22 protein-coding genes are annotated in these 24107 nt (G+C 29.1%); 19 read left to right on the top strand and 3 right to left on the bottom strand.

Going from position 1 to position 24107, the window contains the following annotated elements:
* Positions 1-17 precede the first annotated feature (17 nt).
* Positions 18-2075 carry a DUF262 domain-containing protein gene (locus tag ACWJKS_RS10630; protein ID WP_462959549.1) on the top strand — a complete coding sequence of 686 codons (2058 nt, stop codon included), beginning with the start codon at positions 18-20 and terminating at the stop codon, positions 2073-2075.
* A 92-nt stretch (positions 2076-2167) separates the two neighbouring features.
* On the opposite strand, the gene ACWJKS_RS10625 is transcribed toward ACWJKS_RS10630, so the two are convergent.
* The 3 genes from ACWJKS_RS10625 to ACWJKS_RS10615 form a co-directional block, all read right to left on the bottom strand.
* Positions 2168-2494: a hypothetical protein gene (locus ACWJKS_RS10625; protein ID WP_462959548.1), complete on the bottom strand. Its 327-nt coding sequence runs from the start codon at positions 2492-2494 to the stop codon at positions 2168-2170.
* A 28-nt stretch (positions 2495-2522) separates the two neighbouring features.
* Positions 2523-2807 carry an N-6 DNA methylase gene (locus ACWJKS_RS10620; protein ID WP_462961069.1) on the bottom strand — a complete coding sequence of 95 codons (285 nt, stop codon included), beginning with the start codon at positions 2805-2807 and terminating at the stop codon, positions 2523-2525.
* 437 nt (positions 2808-3244) lie between these two features.
* On the bottom strand, positions 3245-3625 hold the full coding sequence (locus tag ACWJKS_RS10615; protein WP_462959547.1) for a hypothetical protein: 381 nt from the start codon (positions 3623-3625) through the stop codon (positions 3245-3247).
* Between the two features lie 304 nt (positions 3626-3929).
* Between ACWJKS_RS10615 and ACWJKS_RS10610 the strand changes: the two genes are divergently transcribed.
* The 18 genes from ACWJKS_RS10610 (at position 3930) to ACWJKS_RS10525 (ending at position 23696) form a co-directional block, all read left to right on the top strand.
* Positions 3930-4394 (top strand): transposase, encoded by a 465-nt coding sequence (locus ACWJKS_RS10610; protein WP_462959546.1) that lies wholly within the window; start codon positions 3930-3932, stop codon positions 4392-4394.
* Between the two features lie 8 nt (positions 4395-4402).
* A complete protein-coding gene (locus ACWJKS_RS10605; RefSeq protein WP_462959545.1) occupies positions 4403-4537 on the top strand; it encodes an MYG1 family protein in 135 nt (44 codons plus the stop codon).
* Entirely contained in the window at positions 4534-4647 is a 114-nt protein-coding gene (locus ACWJKS_RS10600) for an MYG1 family protein (RefSeq protein ID WP_462961068.1), read from the top strand. Before ACWJKS_RS10605 ends, ACWJKS_RS10600 begins: the two co-directional genes overlap by 4 nt.
* Before the next feature lie 359 nt (positions 4648-5006).
* The gene (locus ACWJKS_RS10595; RefSeq protein WP_462959544.1) at positions 5007-5159 is read left to right on the top strand and encodes a hypothetical protein; all 153 of its coding nucleotides are present in this window, start codon (positions 5007-5009) and stop codon (positions 5157-5159) included.
* An 808-nt stretch (positions 5160-5967) separates the two neighbouring features.
* Positions 5968-7971, top strand: coding sequence for an AAA family ATPase (locus ACWJKS_RS10590; RefSeq protein ID WP_462959543.1), 2004 nt, complete (start codon positions 5968-5970; stop codon positions 7969-7971).
* The gene (locus tag ACWJKS_RS10585; RefSeq protein WP_462959542.1) at positions 7968-8339 is read left to right on the top strand and encodes a hypothetical protein; all 372 of its coding nucleotides are present in this window, start codon (positions 7968-7970) and stop codon (positions 8337-8339) included. Before ACWJKS_RS10590 ends, ACWJKS_RS10585 begins: the two co-directional genes overlap by 4 nt.
* Complete coding sequence (locus tag ACWJKS_RS10580) at positions 8320-9918, top strand: hypothetical protein (RefSeq protein ID WP_462959541.1); 1599 nt, start codon at positions 8320-8322, stop codon at positions 9916-9918. The genes ACWJKS_RS10585 and ACWJKS_RS10580 overlap by 20 nt, the downstream gene beginning before the upstream one ends.
* Before the next feature lie 331 nt (positions 9919-10249).
* Positions 10250-14809 carry a hypothetical protein gene (locus tag ACWJKS_RS10575; protein ID WP_462959540.1) on the top strand — a complete coding sequence of 1520 codons (4560 nt, stop codon included), beginning with the start codon at positions 10250-10252 and terminating at the stop codon, positions 14807-14809.
* A 51-nt stretch (positions 14810-14860) separates the two neighbouring features.
* On the top strand, positions 14861-15070 hold the full coding sequence (locus ACWJKS_RS10570; protein WP_462959539.1) for a hypothetical protein: 210 nt from the start codon (positions 14861-14863) through the stop codon (positions 15068-15070).
* A gap of 119 nt (positions 15071-15189) precedes the next feature.
* The gene (locus tag ACWJKS_RS10565; RefSeq protein WP_462959538.1) at positions 15190-16251 is read left to right on the top strand and encodes a hypothetical protein; all 1062 of its coding nucleotides are present in this window, start codon (positions 15190-15192) and stop codon (positions 16249-16251) included.
* Positions 16252-16387: 136 nt separating this feature from the next.
* The gene (locus ACWJKS_RS10560; protein ID WP_462959537.1) at positions 16388-17128 is read left to right on the top strand and encodes a hypothetical protein; all 741 of its coding nucleotides are present in this window, start codon (positions 16388-16390) and stop codon (positions 17126-17128) included.
* Between the two features lie 949 nt (positions 17129-18077).
* Positions 18078-18200 carry a hypothetical protein gene (locus ACWJKS_RS10555; protein ID WP_462959536.1) on the top strand — a complete coding sequence of 41 codons (123 nt, stop codon included), beginning with the start codon at positions 18078-18080 and terminating at the stop codon, positions 18198-18200.
* A 274-nt stretch (positions 18201-18474) separates the two neighbouring features.
* A complete protein-coding gene (locus ACWJKS_RS10550) occupies positions 18475-18945 on the top strand; it encodes an AbiH family protein (RefSeq protein ID WP_462959535.1) in 471 nt (156 codons plus the stop codon).
* Entirely contained in the window at positions 18938-19390 is a 453-nt protein-coding gene (locus ACWJKS_RS10545; protein ID WP_462959534.1) for an AbiH family protein, read from the top strand. Before ACWJKS_RS10550 ends, ACWJKS_RS10545 begins: the two co-directional genes overlap by 8 nt.
* A gap of 136 nt (positions 19391-19526) precedes the next feature.
* The gene (locus ACWJKS_RS10540; RefSeq protein ID WP_462959533.1) at positions 19527-20561 is read left to right on the top strand and encodes a DUF4116 domain-containing protein; all 1035 of its coding nucleotides are present in this window, start codon (positions 19527-19529) and stop codon (positions 20559-20561) included.
* A gap of 11 nt (positions 20562-20572) precedes the next feature.
* On the top strand, positions 20573-21247 hold the full coding sequence (locus tag ACWJKS_RS10535) for a metallophosphoesterase (protein WP_462959532.1): 675 nt from the start codon (positions 20573-20575) through the stop codon (positions 21245-21247).
* A gap of 24 nt (positions 21248-21271) precedes the next feature.
* Complete coding sequence (locus ACWJKS_RS10530; protein ID WP_462959531.1) at positions 21272-22387, top strand: hypothetical protein; 1116 nt, start codon at positions 21272-21274, stop codon at positions 22385-22387.
* Between the two features lie 361 nt (positions 22388-22748).
* Positions 22749-23696, top strand: coding sequence for a DUF2971 domain-containing protein (locus ACWJKS_RS10525; protein ID WP_462959530.1), 948 nt, complete (start codon positions 22749-22751; stop codon positions 23694-23696).
* Positions 23697-24107 lie beyond the last annotated feature (411 nt).

The raw sequence follows: 24107 nt of genomic DNA, 5'->3' as shown, positions 1-24107 counted from the left end.
CATAAGAGGTGTTAACTATGATAGCTATACAAACAAGTATGCTGTTATTCATGCAGCAGCCAAAGCAACAATTTAAAATACCCGTTTATCAAAGAACTTACAAGTGGACAAGATTCAATTGCAGGCAATTGTTAGAAGATATTAAAAGAGTGAGTGCATTTAAGAACAAGACGCACTTCGTAGGTTCGATTGTGTATATAACCGATGAATATTATCAAGCAACTAAAATAAATCAACTGAGCATTATTGATGGTCAGCAAAGAATAGCTACCATATCATTGCTGTTATTAGCTATGTGTAAATATCTAAAAGAAAACCCTGATAAATTTGAAACTACGGCAGAAGAATTATTTAATGAATATTTAACAAACAACACATATAAAAATAAATATGAGAATAATTACATTAAATTAGAACTCACAAAACATGATAAAGATATATATTTTAAATTGATTAAAAATGATGTTGTTGAAGATGTAACACACAATATTTATACAAATTACAAATATTTTTATGAAACCATAAAAAAAGATTCCATTGATATAGATAAGTTATATGATGGTATAGCAAAATTAATGATTGTAGATGTTTCGCTTGTAAGGACTCAAGATGACCCCCAACTTATATTTGAGAGTCTTAACTCTACGGGTGTAAAATTAACACAAGCAGATTTAATAAGAAATTATTTATTAATGGATTTAGAAATTGAATTTCAAAGTAGAATTTACAATGATTTTTGGTTTCAAATTGAAAATAAGTTAAGGGAGGATAAAGAAGAATTATCTGAATTTATTAGAGATTATTTAACAATAAAACATGAAAAAATTCCAAACAAATTAGAAGTATATGGAGAATTTAAAAAATATTTTATGAGTAATTTTTCCAGGTGTGAACTTGATATTGAAAAGTTAATTAAGGAGTTATATACTTATTCTAATATTTATGAAAAAGTAATTAGAAAACAAGAAAAAAAATCTAAAATAAATCAATACTTAATTGACTTTGATGAATTAGATTTAAAAGTAATAAATCCTTTGTTATTAAAGATATACTACGATTATGAAATGAAAATAATTAATGAAGAACAGCTTATATATGTATTGAATTTATTAGAAAGTTGCATTGTTAGAAGAATTATGTGTGGGGCTCCAACAAATTCATTAAGTAAAATATTTTTAAATCTTATCAAAAATATTGATAAGATGAATTATATAAAATCGGTTGAAAAAATATTAATGAGTAGAGAGGGAAATCAAAGATTTCCGAGAAATGACGAATTTGAAAATAACTTTATATTGAAAGATGTTTATAATTTAAAGCCTTCAAATAGAAGATTCATTTTAGATAAGCTAGAGAATTCCGAGTCAAAAGAAATATTAAATATTGAGGAATTTACAATAGAACATATTATGCCACAATCAACTAATCTTTCTGATAAGTGGGTTAATGCATTAGGCGATGATTGGAAAGAAATTCATAGTAAATATCTCCATACAATAGGTAATCTATCACTTACAAGATATAATTCTGAAATGAGCAATAAATTTTTTACTGAAAAAAGGGATATAAAAGGTGGATTTAAAGACAGTGCATGTTGGTTAAATAAAGATTTAAGAAACTTAGATACATGGAATGAAAATGAAATTATTAAAAGAGCTAAAATGCTTTTTACTATAGCTATTAATATATGGAAGATGCCAACAATTAAAGATACAAAAAATGCTTATAATGTGATATTAGATTTTGAAGATGATTGGAGTTATAAGAAACCTAAGTATTTTACATTCATGGATGAAAAACATGAAATAAAAGACATAACTCAATTATACGTTGAAATAATAGGGTTGTTTTATTCTTTTGACCCTGAAGTTTTTTTAGATATAATGAATAGCGAATTAATTACATCTAAAAAGATGTTCTCCACCGATGAGGATTTGTTCATTAAATCTCGACAATTAGCCGATACTACATTTTTTGTGAATACTAACTTAAGCTCTGATGCAAAAAAAAATAACCTCTCAATACTAATAAAAGAAATAGGATTCACTGAGGATGACTTTGTAATTTACTTATAATTTGTAACATGGATACAAAGCTATTTTAATTAAAATGGGCTTATTAAAAAAGACACTATAACAGTGTCTTTGATTTTTACAAGCAATATTGTCTATGCTAAGTAATTTAAGCTCTTCATATATCTCTCTATAAAAGCCCAATCTGGGTTTTCATTAGAGTCTACAGGAAGTTTAATTTTAGAATTTCCCATTCTTGTTTTGCTCCAACCTCTACCGAAAGAAAATCTGAATCGTTCTAAATGAATTAAAGTTGCTAAGAAATTGCCTACGTAAAAATTCAAATCAAAATCAATAGGATATAATATATTAACTATAGATATAGCATCAAATTCAAAAGGCTGGTAGAATGCAAAACCAACACCACCACCACCATCGCCTGCATTAGCTACGGTTATGCATTTTTCACTATACCTAGGCAAACATTCCGCCGAGGTTAACATTCCATTATTATAAGTAGTAGCACATATTTTCTTTATGTTCTATTCCAATAAAATTTTTCCTTTTAACTATATCAATTTTTTTACTATCTGACACTAATATAGCAAAAACCTTTTTCAATGCTGCAATCAAAAATCCAGCTGTTCCAGTACAAGTATCAAGTACAATACTGTTTTCATCTACGTCAGCTAATTCCATAAATAGTTCTGTAATATGACTAGGAGTTAATACGATTCCTAGTCCTTTCCCATCGCCACCAGTGTATTTTAAGAATTCACCATAAAATTGTCCTATAACGTCAACACCATATTCCCCATCAATATATTTGCTAATGTTATTATCAATATAGCAAACAACAACTTCCAGTTATTGTTACGTCCTCCGAGGTCGTTACAAATATTGTTTGTTTGCTACTGTTGAGACGTTCTATAATTTGTTTAAGCAACCGATATTCAGTTGAAATAGGATCAGACTTAGTAAGTCAGATTACTTGTGTTACGTAAAAGTCCATGTTATTAAGCTTAAACTGTTGCTCCGCAAGCTTATATGCGGTATAACCATCAGCAACGAATTTAAGAGCGTTGCCGGCGAAAACTTTAAATTTATTAAAAGCCATACGCATAGTTAAAATGCAAGGCCCAGTATCACGGCTAAAAGACGCTTGGTATCCTAGAATTGATTCCTTGATGGTATCCATAACAAGCCAGACATATTGATGTACTCCTTTAACCTTAGTTTTGTTTCAGCAGCAGCGAGATAGTTAGTGGTTTATAGTCATAACTATCCACAAAGGTTTTAACTAAAGCGCCAGCTGTAACGGCATATTTACTAACCATTACATGAGACATTTTAACCCCATGGATTTCCCAAAGATCTCGCGCTGTATGGCGTGTAGATAGTCCTAAATTAACGTTATATGTTAGGCAAAGGCCCATTACATAAGGCGAAAAATTTCTAAAATTTAAGTGAGTAGCACCCTTTGGCATAGAAGATAAATCCACGTCAAAATAATTTGTGGTAAACTCCCTGTAAATATAATGCAGTTTGAATTTGTGTTTATCTTTCTTATATTCTTTAATATCTTCAAGAGAAAGATTTGCAAGGGAACTCAAGTAAAAGCTACATTTTTGTTAACATATTTATGGATATAGAAATTTTTACGGTCCTTCTTTTTACTTAGGGTATGTCCATAAAATGGACAAATGAGTTTTTCACTCTTCAAATCGACCTTGTTTTTGTTGAAATGCAAATCACAAATTTTGCACCAAAGTTGCACGTGGTCACCGGAGTTATCGTAGATATAGGTGTCATTTATTTTTGTGTTAAAAACAGCTATAACCCTTGAAATAGCAGGGTTTCAAATAAATAGAACCAAGATAGTGTTAACACTATCTTTAAGTAGAAAGAGGTTTAATAATGAATAAAAATATAAGAAAACTTACAAGAAATTTACAAAAATTATTTGATTCTGAAATAATTCAGAAAATGGCCTTAAAGCATCAATTTGTTAAGCGAAAGAGCAGGCTTACAGGAAAAAAACTTTTGAATTTATGTGTGATTTATGAAGATTTATGTTCAGTGGCTCTAACAAAATTATGTAATAAATTATCCACTAAAGATGATGTATTGTTAACCCCACAAGCGTTAGACAACAGATTTAACAAAGGTGAGGAAAGTGAATCAGGTGCTAAAATACAGCTTCAGTATGATTTATTAACTGGAAAATTTATTCTTTGTGAGGTTATGTCAGGCCATAAAAATGATGATTCTTACATCACTGAATTACAAAAGGAAGTGGAAAAAGGGAATATATGTTTAAAAGATTTGGGTTATTATAAAACTGACGATCTAAGATTTATTGAAAGTAAGGGAGATTACTAAATGAAATATTGTTCGTTATTTCTCCAAATGATAATAATGCAGAGTATATGATTCAAACTGTAAAGAAAACTGGTGATACTTTTGAAGCAAGAAATGATTTATTAGAATCAATTAGAGGAAAATCAAGTGAAGAAATAAAATAAATTCTATTCTTAAAATAGATGATGCTATATTTTGTTACAAAGCAGGGTTTATAGCATCTGCTAAAAGATTGGAAAGTGCTATGAAAATAGGGGAATTATCAAGGAAATAGTGTATCTGTATAACTTTCCCCTGCTTGACTTGCAATAAGAGAATGAAACGTGAAATTTCATTAAGAAATTCTAGTGTTTCGCAAATATTAAATTCTCTAGCACTCATATTCGGCGTCCCGCCGGTTCGCTAGCCAGACTTCCTGTCAGGATCACGAGAATTTAATATTAGCAAAACAAGAATTTCTAAATGAAGTTTCAATGTTTCTGCTCTTCTTATTACAAGTCACTTCGGTCGAAAGTCATACTGACTTGTTATTTACTTGAATGTTTCTTAGGCAGTTATCCTAATATGTATCTAAGGAAAATGGGTAGTTTTCAATAATATGTTATAATATATCAATAAAGATGGAGATGAATTATGAAAAAGGATAAGGTTATAATTGGTAGTGATGAATTTGAATGTGTTTATTATGATATAAATTATACATGTATCGAATTTTTCAAGTGTGGTGATGAAAATTACAATAAAATTATTCCTACAAATGTAGTATTCTTAATATATCCCATATAAAAACAAATCATAATATAATAAAAATAAAACTAAAGGAATCTATTTTGAACAGCCCCCTGTCATGAACTATACCCACTTAAGTAGACACGAAACTAAAAAGTAGTGTAGACTAAATTAAGGGGAGCATATCATTTGGGGGTTCATTTAAAAATTGATATATAATCAACATCATTCTTAAACATAGTCATAATAAAAAATGATTAAGGTAGCTTTGAGTAATACTCAGGCTACTTTAATTTAGGTTGCACTCTATAATTGCTGGGTCTGATTAGTTTTTTTCTTAAAAATAGTAAGATATAGGACTTTTGGGTGCTTATTATTACATTATTCTACAAATATAGAAGGATAATAATGGGGCAATATTGAATTATGTAGGTGAGAAGTTTTTATAGTTAATTGGTGGGGTGAAGTGTGGGTAATGTCTATAATGGGAAGTTGGAATGTAAGCAATAATATTATTTTTAAATACGATTTTATTCAAATGAATGTACGAACTTATGATTAGAAGGTAGGAGTGTTATTAAATATATAAGCATCGTGAACATTTTTTTTCCTTAATATTATAATGAAGACTTATTTGAAATGTTTAAAGAAAGAGATAATCAATTGTCAGCAGAAATATAACAAATTTACCTAAATACATGTGTACTTTTAGATGTAAATTTAAAATAGATATGTTTTAATTATCATTGTCTGATGAGTGACATCCAAAAGTAAAATAAAAGAGTTAATGTGGAACATAATGAAAAAATGACAACAAAAGATATTGACATTTGAAAAGTCATATATAAGAAAGGACATGTAGCTCATGGAACTACTATATGTATGGATTGAAAAATATCATAATATACACAATCAAGAATTTAATTTTAGTAAAAGATACATTTGTAAATTTGATAAAGACAGAAATATAAATGTTGATATTAAACTGGATACAATACCTGAAGATTTCTTTAAGCTAAATTCTAATATTTTCATACAAGAATATGGAGAAATTATAAATGTAACTGGAATTATTGGAGAAAATGGTTCAGGTAAAAGTTCAATTTTAGATTATATTATTGAGAGGGTTAATTGCTTTATATCAGGAGATTTTTATAAACATGAAAAAGATGAACAAATGCTTGCTATAGTTAAAGATGGGAATACATTATATATTTATGTAAATTCAACTATAGTTAATCAAATAACAATAAAAGACCGAAATTTGATGCATAAAGTAATAAATAATAGTATAAAATCAAATAACGATAATTACAGAATATTATATTATTCAAATATTTTTGATGCTAAAAACGATTATCATACAAATTCTAATATTATTGATATATCAACTAATCACTTACTTAAAAAAAATGATAATTATAGATTAATCGAAATTCAAGGACAACTTAACCTAATAGCTAGCAGAATTAAAATCAAATTACCGTTTAAGTATCCAGATTTTTTAAGATGTAGTTTTTCTCCGTTTTTTTATTTAAGTGAGATAGTAAAACCTGAGAATGCTCTTGATTTTGAAGAGGTAGCATTTCAAGTATTCTCTAATTATTTTAATACAGGTATTTGGAATAGAGAAGCTTGGAATTCTGAAGCTGGATTTGATATGTATAACCCTGAAACATATTCAGCGATTAATTGCGTATTTAAGGAGTATAATAGTGAAAAGAAAAATATAAGTCAAAAGTATGGAGAATTATATAATAAAGTGAAGAATGATATTCGCAAGTATAAAAATAGTCAATCAAAGTCTTCATTTATAAAATCAGAAAATAATTATAATCTAAATAACATTAAGGAATATTATATTGCGACCAATTTACCATATAATGCTGAAGAATCATTTTCAATAGCAGAAAAAATCAAAAAAGAGTTTGATCATACGGTAACAATTAACATTTACTTTTGGGACAAAATCGTTGAGTTTATTGAAAGTATACCAAATGTAAGACAAGCTTATTTTAAACACAAAAATGTAAAAGAAAAAATAAAAATTGATATGCTAGAATATATCCCTGCAAATAAGGAACTACAAGAATTTAGAAGATGTGCATTAGCGGAGTTAAATAATGCAAATTCTTATGAACAACTGAAAATTAGAGTGTGTTTAAGTTACTTTTTTGTATTTTATAGAACAAATCACGAGGATGAGAGCTTTAGGGATAATTGGGATAAGCCATATATTAGAGAACTTTTAGAAGGTAGATTAGGAACAGTTGCTACTATATTAAAATTGTTTCAAGCTTACGAAGGCAGTAATGGTGATTTGGGATCAAAATTAGGAGGTTTTATAAAATGTCTCAACAAGTTTGTTAAGCAGAATATTGTGCTTATTGATGAAAATGGTGAAGGTTTTAAAATGATGATACAAGAAGAGAATATAAATAGTTATAGACAGCTTATCCTTGAGGCATATAATGAAACCCAGGAACTGTTTATACAAAGTTTCGATTTTTTAGATCTTGATTGGTATGATATGAGTTCTGGAGAAAAAGCAATGATTAACCTCATATCAAGATTTTACAGCGCTAAAGAATTAATTGGTACTGCTAAAAATTTATTAATACTTATAGATGAAGGTGAGACTTACTTTCATCCAGAATGGCAAAGAATGTATATATACTTATTACTTGAAGCTTTACCAATAATATTTCTAAAGAAAAAAATACAGATTATATTTACATCCAATTCACCTTTAGTAATTTCAGATATGCCTAGAGAAAATATAATTTTTCTAGAAAGTGAAGAAGGACTCTGTTGTGTGCGAAAGAACGATTCATTAAGGAAACTTTTGGAGCCAGTATACATATTTTGATTAGTAACTCATTTTTTATGAAAAATGATATTATTGGCAAATTTGCTAGGGAAAAAATTAACTATATTATTGACATACTAAATAATGATGATGAAAGTTTCAAAAGAAATGTAACAAGAAGTATGATTGATTTGAAAAAGTTAAAAAAGGAAATATCTATAATTGGTGAAGCACTTATTAGAAATAAGCTATTAGATATGTATACTAGAAAATTGGATAGATTAGGGTTAAAGGAAGAAGTATTGAAGGATAACAAAAATGAAATTATAGGGTTTCAGCAAATGACAAACGAAGATTTACGAAGATTTAAAAGAGATATTGAAAATGTTTTACATGAGAGGGAATTTGATGATAAAAGTAATAATTAAACCAGAACTTTTAGAAAAACATAAAAAATATTTAATAAATAAAAATATTGATGAAAGGTTAAAAAAGTTTCAGAGAAATATAAAGTTTTTTAACCTTGAATACTTGAATAAGCTAGTTGATGGGAATAAAGAAAAAAAGTATTCTAACCATAGATTTTTTTTGAAGAATTTCACTTCTAAAAAACAGAAAAAGCTATTGAGACAGCATATTAAGTTCATAAACTATTTAATAAGAGAAGCAGATGATTTAAAGAGCTGCAAAGATCTTATCAATTGTAATAATATTTTCTTAGCTAACCCAGGTAGATTAAATCAAAAAAACATACATATGGAAGAAAAATTCAAATATATTTATGAATTTCTTGAAATTCAATCCTGTATACAAAATAAAAATGAAAAAAAAGAAAATACATATGCCTCTGAGCTAAGGAATTGTTTAGGATATACTGAATTTGCTTATGAAACAATGAACTATTATTATAAATATGAGCTTGAAAAGATAGTATTATTAAGAGAAATTAATGGGTACAAGACTAAATTAATGCTAGATAAAGTACCACATCTATATTCTGTAGATAATTTGAATTCTATTAAGGAGTATATTTTAGTAGATATTAATGAAATTAATCATTACGATAAAGAAAATAATGTTTTAAAGAAATTTCTGTTAATAGAATTATATGAAAAAATTAACAAATTACCAGTTGCTAATGCTGCTGGTAAATCAATTGGTATTGGAGAGTTTTGGGAGGGAGTTAAAGGTATTATAGGTACTGCATATAATATATTAAAAAATGATAAGAAGTTTCATGATATAGGGATTACTATTAGAAATATAGACATATATAATGCAAAATATGAGAACGAGTGGGGTGCATACCATTTTCTTATGGAACTGGGAATAAAATCATGTCCTTATTGTAATCGTCAATATGTAAGCCCGCTGTATACGGAGAATGGAAAAATGAGAGCCGATTTAGATCATTTTTATAATAAGGCAACATACCCTTATTTTTCAATATCAATTTTCAACCTTGTTCCTTCTTGTAAATTCTGTAATTCTTCCTTGAAAGGGATACCTAATTTTAAATTTAACACTAATCTAAGTCCATACGAAGATGGGTTTGGAGATAGGCTAAAGTTTTCTTTTGAGGTGAAAGCATATGAGGATTTTCTAGGTGATAGCAAGATTAGGATTTATCTTAAAGATAATATTGGAACTTCAGAGGATGAACAAATTTTTATCAAGAAAGCAAAGAATAATGCTGAAGTGTTCCAGATAGAGAACCTTTATAATTATCATTCAGACGAGGCAATGGAATTAATTAGAAAAAGAATAGAATATCCTGATAGTTATATTGAGAATTTAATTAAAAGTTATAATAAAAAGTTATTTAGAAATAAAAATGAGGTGTTAGAAGCATTGTTAGGATACCAAGTGAGGGATGAATATTTATTGCAGAGAAATCTTACAAAATTCACTAGAGATATTTGCGAGGAACTAGGTTTTGTTTTTAGAAGAGGTATAGCTAAATCCGATAAAGATATCAAACTTATTATTAAAAAATATAAAAAGTAGATTACGTATGTAGTTTTATTTTAAATTGTTGCAATTTCATAACTTAAAAAAGCCTAAAACAGTTAATAAATTAAAATAATTTATTTTATGGATTACAACTTCATTGAAAGTGAGTCTATCACGTGCAAATACTCAGATGTGTAAAAAATTCTAAGTAAAAGGTTTGGACGAATAAAAATAAAAAACTAACATCATTACATATGGATAGTGCAGTCGCTCTAGGCTTCTTTAACATGAAACGTTGTCGGAAAGATGATGCAAGGGCCGCCGTGTTCATGCAACTAAATTAACTATTCTATATTTTAATAGAAATAAATCGGGGGTGTTTGGTATGCCATATGATTTAGGGGGCAGAGCTGATAAAAGTGGAAATAGATTTGAAATTAAATGGGCAATATTTCAAATTTTAAAAGTTTTGGATGAGAAATTAGATTATATTGTTTTGGAAGCACTTGGTGACGATGAACGCGGTATTGACATTTGGATTGGAAAAAAAAATGGCAGCAGAGAAGGGCAGCAATGTAAAGGGAGAAACGGGAGTAAAGAATGTTGGGATTATGGAACTACTAATGCCAAAGGAATCTTCACGAATTGGAAGTATCAATTGGATAGAGATGAGTCGAATACTGTTGCTTTAGTTTCACCTTTAGCTTTCACAATACTAGAGGATTTAATTGAAAGAGCAAAAAATACTAGCGAAAATCCTAAAGATTTTTATAATAACCAAATACTCAATGCTAGCAAAGAATTTTCTAATTTCTTCAAAAAATTTTGCAAAGTGATGGAGATAAATCCGGAACAAGATTTGGACTTAGTAAAGTGCATTTCTTATTTAAATAGAATAGCATATCGTCAATTTCCGGATACAGAATTAAAAGAACTGATTTTATCCAAAATTAGTTATTTGTTAATAGGTACTGAAGAAAAAATATATGATACATTTATTGCTTGGATAGTAGATGGAAATATTTTAGGAAAAACAATTAACCAGTCCGTTTTGTACACTTTTTTAAAAGGAAAAAATATAAGGTTTAAAAATCTTGCAACTGATGAACGTATCATGCCTAGGTTAGAGGAATTGAATCAGGAATATATGGCAGCATTTATTCCGTTAGATAATGGGTTAATTAAGAGAAAAGAATTTTCTACATTAAGAGAAGCAATAGATTCAGGGGGCTCTCTAATAATACACGGAAAAGCTGGAAGAGGGAAAAGTGGATGTACAGTAGACATTATCAATTATTGCCAAGAAAATACCATACCATATTTGGCAATTAAATTAGATAAACATATCCCAAATGGGACAGCGGAGAAATGGGGCAGAGATTTAGGTTTACCTGCATCTATAGCTCATTGCATTCATAGTATTTCTAAAAATGAAAGAGCAGTAATTATTTTAGATCAATTAGATGCTCTACGTTGGACTCAAGCACACTCCAGAGATGCTTTATTAGTATGTGCACAAATTATAAACCGAGTAGAGAGATTGAATTTTGAAAGAAAATATAAGATATCTGTCGTTTTTGTGTGTCGAACCTATGACCTGGAAAATGATAATAATATTAAATCATTATTTAAAAAAATTGATAAGAAAGATGAAGTTATTCAATGGAATAAAGTTCAGGTTAATGAATTGGATGAGGTAAAAGTAAAGGACATTGTTGGGAAGCGTTATGAGCAATTAACAAGTAAACTGAAAGAGTTACTAAGGATTCCAAGCAATTTATATATTTGGCAACGGTTAGATCCAAGCAAAGAATATGACGAATGTTCTACCGCAAGTCAATTGGTCTCAAAATGGTGGGGCCAGTTGTCCGAAAAATGTTTTGAATATGGATTAAGTGAAACTGATCTAAATGTTACTAAAGAAAAAGTGGTAACCATTCTGGAAAATCTAGGTAGAATATGTATTCCGTTGAGTATATTAAGTGTCAATAAATCATACTTAGAGTTTTTATCTTCAAATGCTTTCTTAATAATTCAAGATAATAAAGTTTCCTTTGCTCATCAATCAATATTAGACTGTTTTTTGTCCGAAAAGATGACTAAGAGATATTATGCCGGTGAAGATATTGCAGATATTATTGGAAGTAAAGAAAAGCAAACTCCTGGAAAAAGATATCAAGTGCAAATGTTTATACAAAATTTATCTGAGTTCGATAGCCAGGATTTTATTAATGCAGGCCAAAAGATGTTTGAGGCAAAGCAAATTAGATATTTTGTTAAATTCGTTTTCCTTGAGGTATTAAATCAAATAGATATTTTAGATGAAAATATACAAAAATTTATTCTTAATAACTGTGGAAACGAAATATATGGTAATCATATTATAGATAACGTTATATTCTCCAGGCCTAAATATATTAGGTTGCTTAGACAATATGGTGTTTTAGATAAATGGTTTAACAATCCGCAAAAAAAAGATATTGTCTTCAATTTACTTATAAGTATGAGCTCGGACTATGAAATTGAGGATATTGCATTTATTGAAAAGTATGCATTTCAATCGCTAGAAGATGATAATAAATTCTCAAGATGTTTTTTACATGATATAAATCAAGATACGGATGAGTTGTTTGAATTGCGAATGAGATTTTATAACAGGTATCCGCAAATGGCTGATGTATATCTTGACTTTAAGTCGATGTTCAAAAATTGTGAAATGAGAACAATAAGGCTATTAGCACTTTTATTGGAAAATAAAATTAAAGGTAAAGGGAAAAACATTTATAAATATGAAAAGGAATTTTTATATGAAGACTCTGAAATTCTAATTAAAAATGGAATAGAGGTTGTTAATTTATTATTGCGATACATTCCTACGGAAAAGGATGTAATGCTATGTTTCAGTGATTGGTCTGGAAGATATTTTTATAAAAGAGGTCTTGAAAGGGCTTGTATACAAATTATTAGGAAAGCTAACGCAGCAATAATTGCCTTAAAACCAGAAACATTTTTGGAACGCTATAAAGAATTCATGGGTAAAGGCAATGATTTATCAAATGAAATTATAATGGATGGATTATATCGATTACCAGAGATATATAGTGATGTAGTGATTACATATTTATGTAGTGACTTTGATAGCAACATATTTGATAAGACAAGTGGCAATAATGATGAATTATTTCTTGTCAAACAGATATTAGGAAAGCATTCTAAATATTGTAGTGAAGATATCTTCGCTATATTAGAAAAGACGGTTTTAAGTTATCTATCACCAAAAGCTAAAGAGTTACTTCAACGTAGAATTGATTACAATAGAGAAAAAAATGGCTATAAAGTATATTGGAGTTTTTGGGGTGAATTGCAGAAAGAACTTCTCGAAGTGTTACCCTATAATCGATTGAGCGATCAAGCAAAAGATTTAATACGTGTTTTAAATCGTAAATTCCCTAAAGGGGCAACTTCATATAAATATTCAGACGGGCATGGTGGAGGGGTGAGTTCACCCATTGCGGGGAAAAAACTAAATAACAAAAGGTGGTTTGAGGTTTTAACTAACAAAAAACTTAAGCATACAAGTCATTCCTGTTGGAAAGAGGTTCCAGGGGGATTTATTGAAAGTTCTATTGAAGAATTTGCAAGAAGTTTTAGTAATGCTGTTTCTGAAGAACCGTTAAGAATGGTAAATCTAGCTCTTTCAAATAAGGAGGAGATTTTGGATGTATATGTCGATTCCCTATTTAGTGGACTAGCATATAGTAAGGCTTTGGATAATGTACCGTTAGAGTTGTTAGAAACAATGATTTTCAGATATTCATATGATTATACTTCACACAGAGCAGATTACATTTGCTCACTTATTGAAAACAGGAAGAATGAAGAATGGTCACAGAAGATATTGAATGTTCTTAAGGATATTGCAATTAACCATAAAAACCCAAAAATCGGTAAACCAAATGTAACGAATAATGAGGATAAAGAAATGCACAGTTTTGATATGTTACAAAGTAATGCAATAAACTGCGTAAGGGGGAAGGCTGCTCAATCGATAGCTAAACTATTATGGAAAGACAGTACTCTGTTTGAACAGTTTAAAGATACAATTGAAAAATTGACATTGGATGAAAACCCGGCAGTGAAATTGGCAAGTTTATACGCATTATGGCCTTCGTATAACGTTGAAAAAGATTGGGCATCTGAAAAAATTTTAAACCTCTATGAACAAGATTACAGGTTAGCAGGCTTCCATGGTACAAAAAACATGCTATTTTTCTTGTATCCTAAATATAATGAACGTATATTAAAAATTATAAAAGAATGTTTCGAGTCCGAAGATAAAGAACTTATTAAAATGGGAGCTTATTGTCTATCGGAAATGTATATTCTGAAAAATGAATTTGTCGATATAATTGATAATGTGGATACAATGAGTGTAGTACAAGCCGAAGCAGTTCTTCATATGGCTATTATTTATTTCAATAAAGATGAATTTAACACATTAGCCAAAAATATGATACGTAAATTTAAGACAAGTACATTAGATTTGGAAATGCCGATTTCAAGATTATTTTATGATAATCTTATTGATTTAGAGAGAGATAAGGATTTTTTAATTGAACTAATGAGTTCGGGTTTAAGCCGCAGAACATTGCATGCATTTGTACATTATCTTGAAGAAGAGTCAAAGTCAGTGGTTGATTACAAAGATATTATACTATCAATGAGTTATCATTTAATTAAAGACGGAAGTGGTAGAGACGATGGGAGTTGGGGAATAGAAGATGAAATATCTAAGTTAGTAATTGGATTATATGACGAGACGGATGGCTCGCCACTACCTGAAATCAAAAATATTGCCAAAGAATGTCTTGATATATGGGATTTGATGTTTGAAAAACAAATTGGGCCAATAAGACAGCTGAGTCAGAAACTGATGGAAAGGTAATCGCAAATTCTTTTGTTAAACTGATACGGACATAATCCAAAGCAATCCAGTATGAGCAACTCATGCAGTATATATCAAGCTATTTTACAGAATGAATCAAGCAATAATATTAAGGATTCTAATCTCAAGAAACATTTAGAAAAGGAGGTTTTTGAAAATATAAATAATTATGCCATAGGAAAAAATCCCTTTATCGAAAGAGTTATTGGAACTGCAAAAGGAGAAAGAAACAAGCATGTACAAAATGAGAAAAATTTTTAGTTCACATTTTTCATAAATACTGCATAATAATGAAACTACGATTGATGAACAATAGTAAAAAAATGAGACGCATCAATTATTGTAAACAACTTGATAAATCGGAATTTGAAGGTGAAATAATGATAGTAATAGATGCATATGGAAAGATAGAGAAAACGCTAATTTCTAAGAAATTACAGCTATATATAGCTAATTTACCGAATGAAAAAGATAATGATTGGAAACAAGAGTTGGTAAGAGTTATGGAACGAGAGATTAGCCAACAAGAGCTTGATGACTCTGAATTCGAGAAAGATTATGGAAAGAAGCTTAAAACATCATATGATATAAATTATCTAAAAAGAATAGTTGATGATAATTTTAATACTCCTGATGGAATGGAAGAAAGTGATATATCTAATTATTTAAATTATATTGCAGATAATATGATTTATTTGTTTTTTGATTATGAAAATGAAGATATGCCATTTTTTGATTGGGAAACTAATTGTTTTGATGGCCGTCTTTGTGAAGAAGATTATGCTGAAAAAATTGTTGGTTTTATTCGTTTTGTAAGGAAAAACAATAAAGAATTGCTGTCTCCTACATGTGTATATTCTAGCAATATAAACGATTTTGAGAAAACTAGGGTTATATCAATATTATCTTTTACTTATAAGAGAAAAGAAACATTAGATGAATATATATCACAGCTTAAAAAGTGGGGTAAAAGTTTAGATCTATTTCTTGAAAATGAAAATGATTACTACAAGTTTGATTATATAGTAAATGCATTATATAAAGATAACGAATATAATACGAATCATTTGTTTAGATCTTATTCACTGCTAGAAATGTTACTTTTAAAATCAGGTGAAAAAACAGAGAAGCTAGATGGAAAACTAGCAATATTCTTAGAACCTACTTATGGTACTGAGTGTAAAAATGTAACGCGCCTTTTGAGGCAGATGAGAAACAAAATTGGACATGGAGATTTTATTGCATTTAATGTAAAATCTGAAGAATTTGCCCTAGCACATATGAATCAATGTAGTTTTGACTATTCTGAATACAGTCGATTAAATTGGATTCTACTAGGTGTTTGTTGTCTGCTAGATAATTTGTTAGCAGAAGTACTATTTGAAACATTATATGATAAATATAAGATAGATAAAATTAAAAATAATACTGTTACTATGTAAATAAAGTAACTGATAACTTAGTTATGCCGAAATCTTCTTTCAACAGGTTATACACATTAAAGAGTATAAAAAGAAAGGAAGTGAGAGTTTATAAGCATTGTATACTTGTTATACATTAGCTTACTAAACATAACTTATGAGTAAAATTAATAATAAAGAAGTGGAATATTTAAAAAAGAAAATTTCAGAAGTATCATATAATCCAAAACGTTTCAAGGTGTTTTTTGGAGAAGATAGATTCTTATTTGGTGTAATTTCTCCTGAAGTTGAAGAAGCACCATTTAGTAAATTAATGCAATATAAGACTATATATGATACATTACAAAATTTAGATTGGAAAATAAAAATCTCACTTAAAAAAGGTATTGACTATGCATATTCTGAATCGGTTCAAGAAAATTTTAGTTTGGTTGACATTAATTCAGAAGAAGAAAGTTTAGCATACTATTATATAGAAAATGCTTTATTTAGAACCTCAAGTTTATGGGACATGTTAGCACAGTTATACCGTTTGTTTTATGAGATAAATATTAAAAAAGACAGGATTTACTATAATAAAATTTTTAATCCAAATTCATCACTTGCTGCTAAATTTAAAGAAAAGGCAATAGGCATTAACAAGTATATATTGCAAGAAGATGAGACAGGTATAGAGGGGGAATGGAAAGGAAATCACAAATATACTAATGACTGTAGAAATAAAATGACACATCGAAATTCACCTAATGTTACAACCATAAGTGATTATGATTTTAATTTCAAGGACCATCCGTCATTTATCTTAAAAAGGATTATTGAAGACTATGCTGTTGTTTCTAAGTATCTGAGAGAAATGTTAGATGAAATAGAGAAAGAAGTTTTAAAGGATAAATCATAAATATAAATATAACTAATTATAGGGGGAGAATTAATGAGTGTAATTGAATTAGCAGGAAGACTAAAGGAAAACGTTAGATTAAATGGTCTAGACTATCAATGTAAATATTAAAGTGATATATATTTCAAACAAGGAACTTTAGCAAAATATTATAGAAGATTTATTATATATTGCTATGGCTTCCTAAATAATAAAGATGATTGTATTGGAATGCAAGTTTTAAGGTAATAGATGATAATTTATTTGAAGACATTTCGTATTCATGGGAAAGTAATTTTAATTTATGCAAATAATTCTAGAAGAGCTTAAAATAGATATAGATCTACTTAACATTAGTGAAAATAAGTTCAACTTATTATCGCAAGATTAGAACTTATAAAGCACTCCAAATATTTATATTTGAGAATGGAATCTTAGTAACTATACAAGGGTGAATAGGTTTTAATAGCATCATTAAAGATTTAAAGTACAATTATTAATTGCTGTTATAGGGCACTGATCTATAAAATAGTGGCAAACAAAAGGGAATTATTGATGAAGATGGCAATTTAACAAGGAGAGGTCTTTATTACGAAGGAATTAGGGTTTTAAGAAAATTAAAACCAAAGTTCAGTAAATATAAAACGTGATTAGTCTAGTTACTAAAAAAGTTCGAAAATCCTTTAATATGATATTGAATGACTTAGAAGACGCTGTGCTTAATCAAGTTCATTAATGGAATTTAGCAAAGGCTTTAATAAGTAGTGATGGCTAACAATACTGAACCACATCATCTAGTGCCTATGGCATATTCTGATCGGTATGAAGTTTGTTTAGATAAGGAACTAAATACAGTATCTCTTTGTAGCAACTGTCATAATCATTTTCATTCAAATTATAAAGGGAAAATTCGCTTGCGCTACATATGTAATATGAGACCTATGTCAAAAGGTCTAATGTTGAGGCATGTATGGATTTAAAATTATTAAGAAAACGAATTGCTGCTGCTGTGCAAAAGGAATCTCTGAAGAAAAATATGACAGATGTAATTTCAGCTAAGCTAGGCTGGAATTATTTAGAGGCTATAAGATAAAAGAAATGGGTATAGCAGACTCTTTTTTCAATTTATCAAGTCTACTTCTCTATATGGATGAAAATGATTGTCTTAAGGAAGAAAGGTTCCGGCAAATAACCGGAATAAATGAAAATAAACAGCAGTATTATTCATATCCTTTGCTAATTAATGAACTCGTAAAGAAAGGTGAAATTGATACCCAATTGTATATTTATAAGAAATTCTAAAGGTTGAACAGATTTTTAGCTGGAATCGATAATGTAGATTAAGGTAAAATAAAGGAGATATAAAAGTGAAGTTGTATATAATAGGAAATGGATTTGATAAAGGGCATGGATTGTCAACTTCTTATTGGGATTTCAGAACATACTTGAAAAATATGTATCCAGAATTTTTACATTCCTTTGAGGAGCATTATTATATTTACCCGAGAATGGATGAAGTAGCAAAGAAGGAAATGCTATGGAATGAGTTAGAGACAAACTTAGCTAATATTGATGAAGATATAATTATTGAACAAGCAGTTAGTATTGATATGAATTTGGAAAGCGGCGATGTTGGTATAGAGGATACATTATATGAATATTTTAGTAACGAGTATAAATATATTAGTCTGTTAACAAAATATCTAGAACAGTGGGTTAGAACTATTCGTATAAGGGATGTGCAACCTAAAACAACGGCTATCCATAAAGCGACTAGAGGCATTGTACGTAACCTTCAATTATACAGCTGTCTTGGAAAGGGTTTATGGTGTGAGTGAAGGACAAATTATACATATTCATGGTTCTCTTAGGCAACGAGATAATGAGCCTATTTTGGGACATGGGAATAAAGATAGAATTGCTAAAATTCAAGAAAAGCGACATGAAGCTGAACGTTTCTTTGACGAAAAAGAAATTAGTATATGCAAGGTAGTAGAAAACTATTATAATCGAACCTATAAAGACATAAGTAAATATATGTTTAAACTACGCAGTCTGATTGAAAAAGACATTGAAGAAATTATAGTTATCGGTCATTCTCTTTCAGGTGTTGATGTTTCTTATTTAAAAAACATTGATATTTTCACTGATAAACAAGCAAAGTGGTTAGTGTACTATTATAGTAATAGTGAAATGCAGCGAATGTTTGACAGTTTAATTGAATGTGGTATAGATATACAGCGTGTTGAAATGATGCAGTCGAATGAATTTTATGATTTGTAAAAGGTTTAGGAAATGCAATAAATGACATTTTTTTAAAGCTAACAAACATAGATGATCAAGTAATAAAAAATGTTATGATATTGAGAGTGCACATGATATAAAATGATATTTTATAAGCATCAAGGAGATGAATTGTATGGATGTATTGACCACAATTGTTAAGATGAACGAAAAAGAAATTATGAAAGCGATACATGAGAACGGTTATAGTATTGACAGTGTAGAAAAAACTTCTGAAAGATGCTTTGCTGCTGTTAAGCAAAATGGTATGGTACTAAGAGTGATTCCTAAAGAGTTACATACTATTGATATGTGTCTTGAAGCTGTTAAACAAAATGGGAGTGCTATTAGATATGTTTCATCGAAGGTGTTGACTTATGAAATTTGCTTAGAATCTGTTAAAAATAACCCAGAAGTCTTATCTAATATTAAAGAGACATTTCAAACAAAAGAATTATATATTGAAGCAATAAAACAGGACGGAAGAACTCTTAGATATATTCCTGATAAGAATAAAACCAAAAGTATTTGTATGAAAGCAGTTCTTCAAAATGGATTAGCGCTTGAATTTGTTCCTGAAAAATGGAAGTTAGAATCCTTATGCATGAATGCCATTAAGCAAAATGGTTTAGCTCTAGAATTTGTACCACGAAAAATTGTGTCAAAAGAGTTTTTTGAGATTGCCGTTGAGAAGAATGGATTGGCTCTGAAATTTGTGCCTAACAATAGAAAAAGCGAGGCGTTATGTATAATAGCGATTAGTAATAATCCATTGGCATTGGAATGTGTTTCTGATAGGGTTAAAACTCCTGACCTTTGCAATATGGCGGTTAATTCAGATTGGAGAGCATTTCTTTATGTGCAAGAATCTATGTATACTATAGATAAGTGCAGTGGAATGCTCAATTTTATCTTAAACCACTATGGAAGTCATTCTGATATAGAAAGTAACGATTATTCATATATCAGAGGAATAGTCACTAGGCTTCCTAATGATGTAAATAATAACACTAGCATAATCAAGTTAGAAAGACAATTAAAAGCACGTGAATTCAAGGAGAAATACTTTGATAAAGAAAGTTTAAAGTTTATTACAATAGAAAAAAATTGCTATAAAGAAATGGATGAGATGTTAGAATTTAATTCGTTTATAGAATTTATGAGCACTTAAATGCGGATTTGATGAATGCTAATCTATATGATTTTGACTTTAAGAAAATTAATCTGAGAGATTTTAATATCAAAGGTTCTTATATTAGCAGTAATGTATTAGTTGAACAGCATCTATATGACGCTTCATTTTATTCTGAAAATATTAGGGATTATAATAGTAATATAGAACTGACACCTTCTATGCAAAATGAAGAAGTAGAAGCTATTGCTGTTCTTCATGATACTGATTTATTCACAAATACAACATTAAATGATAATTATAGGAAAATATATTATATCAGCGATCTTCATTTAAACCATAAACTTATCGATGCGTTTCCATCTCATGCCACTGAATTAGAAGTTATAACTTATATTAGACACCTTGCTAAAAAAATGGTTGAAACAGCTGAAACTAAATCATATACAGATTACTTATTAATAGCAGGTGATATATCTTTTAACTTTGAAATAGCAACATTGTTTTATAAAGAGTTGGTAAAGCTTTGGGGTTCGCGTAGAATTGTAGTGGTGCTAGGAAATCATGAATTGTGGAATTTTAATAAAGATGATAATTCTAGTGTTCATGTATTAGATTTAGATAAAATTATTTTGCAATATCGTGATTTATTCTCAAGTTTAGGTGTTTGCTTTTTGCAAAATGACCTGATGCTTTCTAATGGTACAGTTATTTCTGAAGATTAATTAAAGTCAATTGGTGATGAAGAGTTGAAAAATAAATGCTTAACAAGTTCGTTTGTAATATTTGGTGGAGTGGGATTTTCAGGCCTTTGTTCAGATTTCAATGCGACAAAAGGAATCTACAGGAAAACAATTATGTCGTTAGATGAAGATATCAAGCAAACAAATCGCTTTGAATATATTTACAATAAATTAAGAAGGGTATTAGCTAATGATCAAGTTGTAGTTTTAACCCATACACCGAAAGAAAATTGGTCAAAAGAAAATTATAACCGTAAATGGATATATGTAAATGGACATACTCATAGAAATAATTATTTTTGCAACGAAGAGAAAACTGTTTATTCAGATAACCAAATCGGATTTCATTCCACAAATATCGGATTAAAGCACTTCAATCTGTCTGGAGTATATGACACTTTCAGATATTATCCTGAGGGCATTTATAATGTTTCGCGTGAACAATATTTGGAATTTAACAGAGGATTTGAAATTAACATAACGTTTAATAGAATAGGTAAAATACATATGCTTAAAAAAGGCGATGTTTATTGCTTTTTGTTTGGAAATTCTGAAACAGGAAAGTTATATCTGCTAAACGGTGGGTCAATCAATAATTTGGATCATAGTGAAATAAATTATTACTTTGAGAGAATGGGCTATTATTCTGATATGATAAAAGGGTTATTCAATGTATATAATCGTGCATTGAATTCTATATCAAGCAGTATTAAAATGATTGGCGGGACTGGAACGGTTCATGGATGTATTGTAGACATAGATTACCTTAATCATATTTATGTTAATCCTATGGATGGATATATAACACCATATTTTGCATATTCAATAATTGATAAATATGAATATAAAGATTTTGAAACACTATTACTAAACAACAGAAAAGATTTATATGATAATTACATGAAGTTTATAGAATATAAAAATGAAGGTATTAAATTGCTTAAAGGAGAAACTGATGTTGGTAATATAGATATTTCAAGATTTGTTCCTGAAACTCATATGTATGGACCGTCTAGAATTATGAAATCGTTGCAATACCTTACTGAAATTAATGTCATAAGAATTTGGAATGAGCGTATAATGGATTTCCAACCTAATGACGAAGTCAAAAGAATTGTGTAATAAAGATTATTTAATGATAAAAAAGCAAAATTAATAATTATAGATATGAAAGCCAATGATTGATAATTGGAGGATTTTCAATTACAAGGATGATTTGTATTTTAAATATACTTTATATACTAAAAATACAAGAGTTTTGTGGACTAAACTCCGTATAACAAAATGTTGCCGTTCACCTTGGCTTGTGAACTATTTTTATATAGTATTATGTAAATTTATGACTTAGAATCTATATATGGGCTAATAATTATCCCTTGCCAAGGCACATTACCCAGCCCAAATGCGTCGCACTAGAGCTGGGAAACGTCGGCAACAAGAAACGTTATATGACAACTATACCTAGTATGAATTGGAGGTTAATATGAGCAGATGTTATTATCATTATTGTAGTTTAGATACATTCATAGCAATAATTTCTAATAAAAGTCTAAGATTATGTGATTTAAGCAAGACTAATGACTATATGGAAAGAAAGTGGACACTTAATATATTAGAAGATTCATTAATTAAGGCATTTGAAGAAAATGAAATCACAATTAATTTAAAAGAAGATTATTGGTATGATAAGGGAATTCATAATCATCTTGCATTTATCTTTGATATGCTTAAGTGCTTTGTAGAGCGCTCAAGTTATATCACTTGTTTTTCTAGAAATGGAGATTTGCTTAGTCAATGGAGGGCATATGGCGATAACGGCAAAGGAGTTTCAATTGGTTTTAATTCAACATTGATTTCTAAAACAATTAAAAAGAATAAAGTTTATTTTGAAGATGTTATGTATGAATTAGATGAGCAAGTTGATGAAATAAAATTTGCTGTAGTTAGTGCAATTAGTTATATCAAAAATATGTTTGAAAATGATAAAGTTAGAGTGAGTGGTGACTTTAATGAGTATTTTGTTGAAGAATTTGATGCCTTTTGCGAAGTTGTTTGTGATGACTTGGCAGAGCTTAGTTGTTATATGAAAAATCCATCTTTTGAGGAAGAAGATGAAGTAAGAATTATTTATTCTCCATACATAACTCCTGAATCTTATGATGGTGACTTAACAAATATTTTTACTCAGGAAAAGAGGTTTAATAACTTTGTTCTGAAACCACTTAATTACTTCGCTAGAGATGATAAGATAATTGGTTATGCTGATTTATCTTTTGAAAAATTAATTAGTAGAGATATAATAACGGAAATAAATATTGGCCCTAGTTCCCAAGTAACTGAAGAAGATATCTTCTTTTTATTGTTTAAGCATGGATATAACGCACGTGAAGTACGAATTAATAATTCAAAGTCATCATATAGAGTTAAGTAGTAATAATGAATTTAGTGCAAAGTTTCCGGTATAGTCGTCATATAACAAAATACTTCCGTTCGCTACGCACATTTGCCAGCTTAAGTTAGGAGCTATCTTAGGCTGGCAAACGTCGGGAGTAAGGTATGTTATACGACATTTCAAGTCTATCTGAAATTATCATACGTAGCTAATGATTTTGAAGTGTTTTAATATAACGAATAAGCCACATATTATTCAAGAGTATCTTTCGAGCTGAGAAAGTCATAAACCAACGATAAGGCACATTCCTTCGACAAGTCTGTCTGACTAAGGCTTGTAGATTCCATTAATTGGCAAATGATAAATGTATATACCTTTTCTCAACTACCTATTATTCTTATAATGGGAAGGGGGAAAAATGAATACTTAATTGATGAGCGTAGGGAGTAT

It is taken from the genome of Clostridium sp. CM038 (assembly GCF_055081105.1).
The sequence above is the reverse complement of the archived record's forward strand: the minus strand, read 5'-3'. Positions and strand labels throughout refer to the sequence as shown.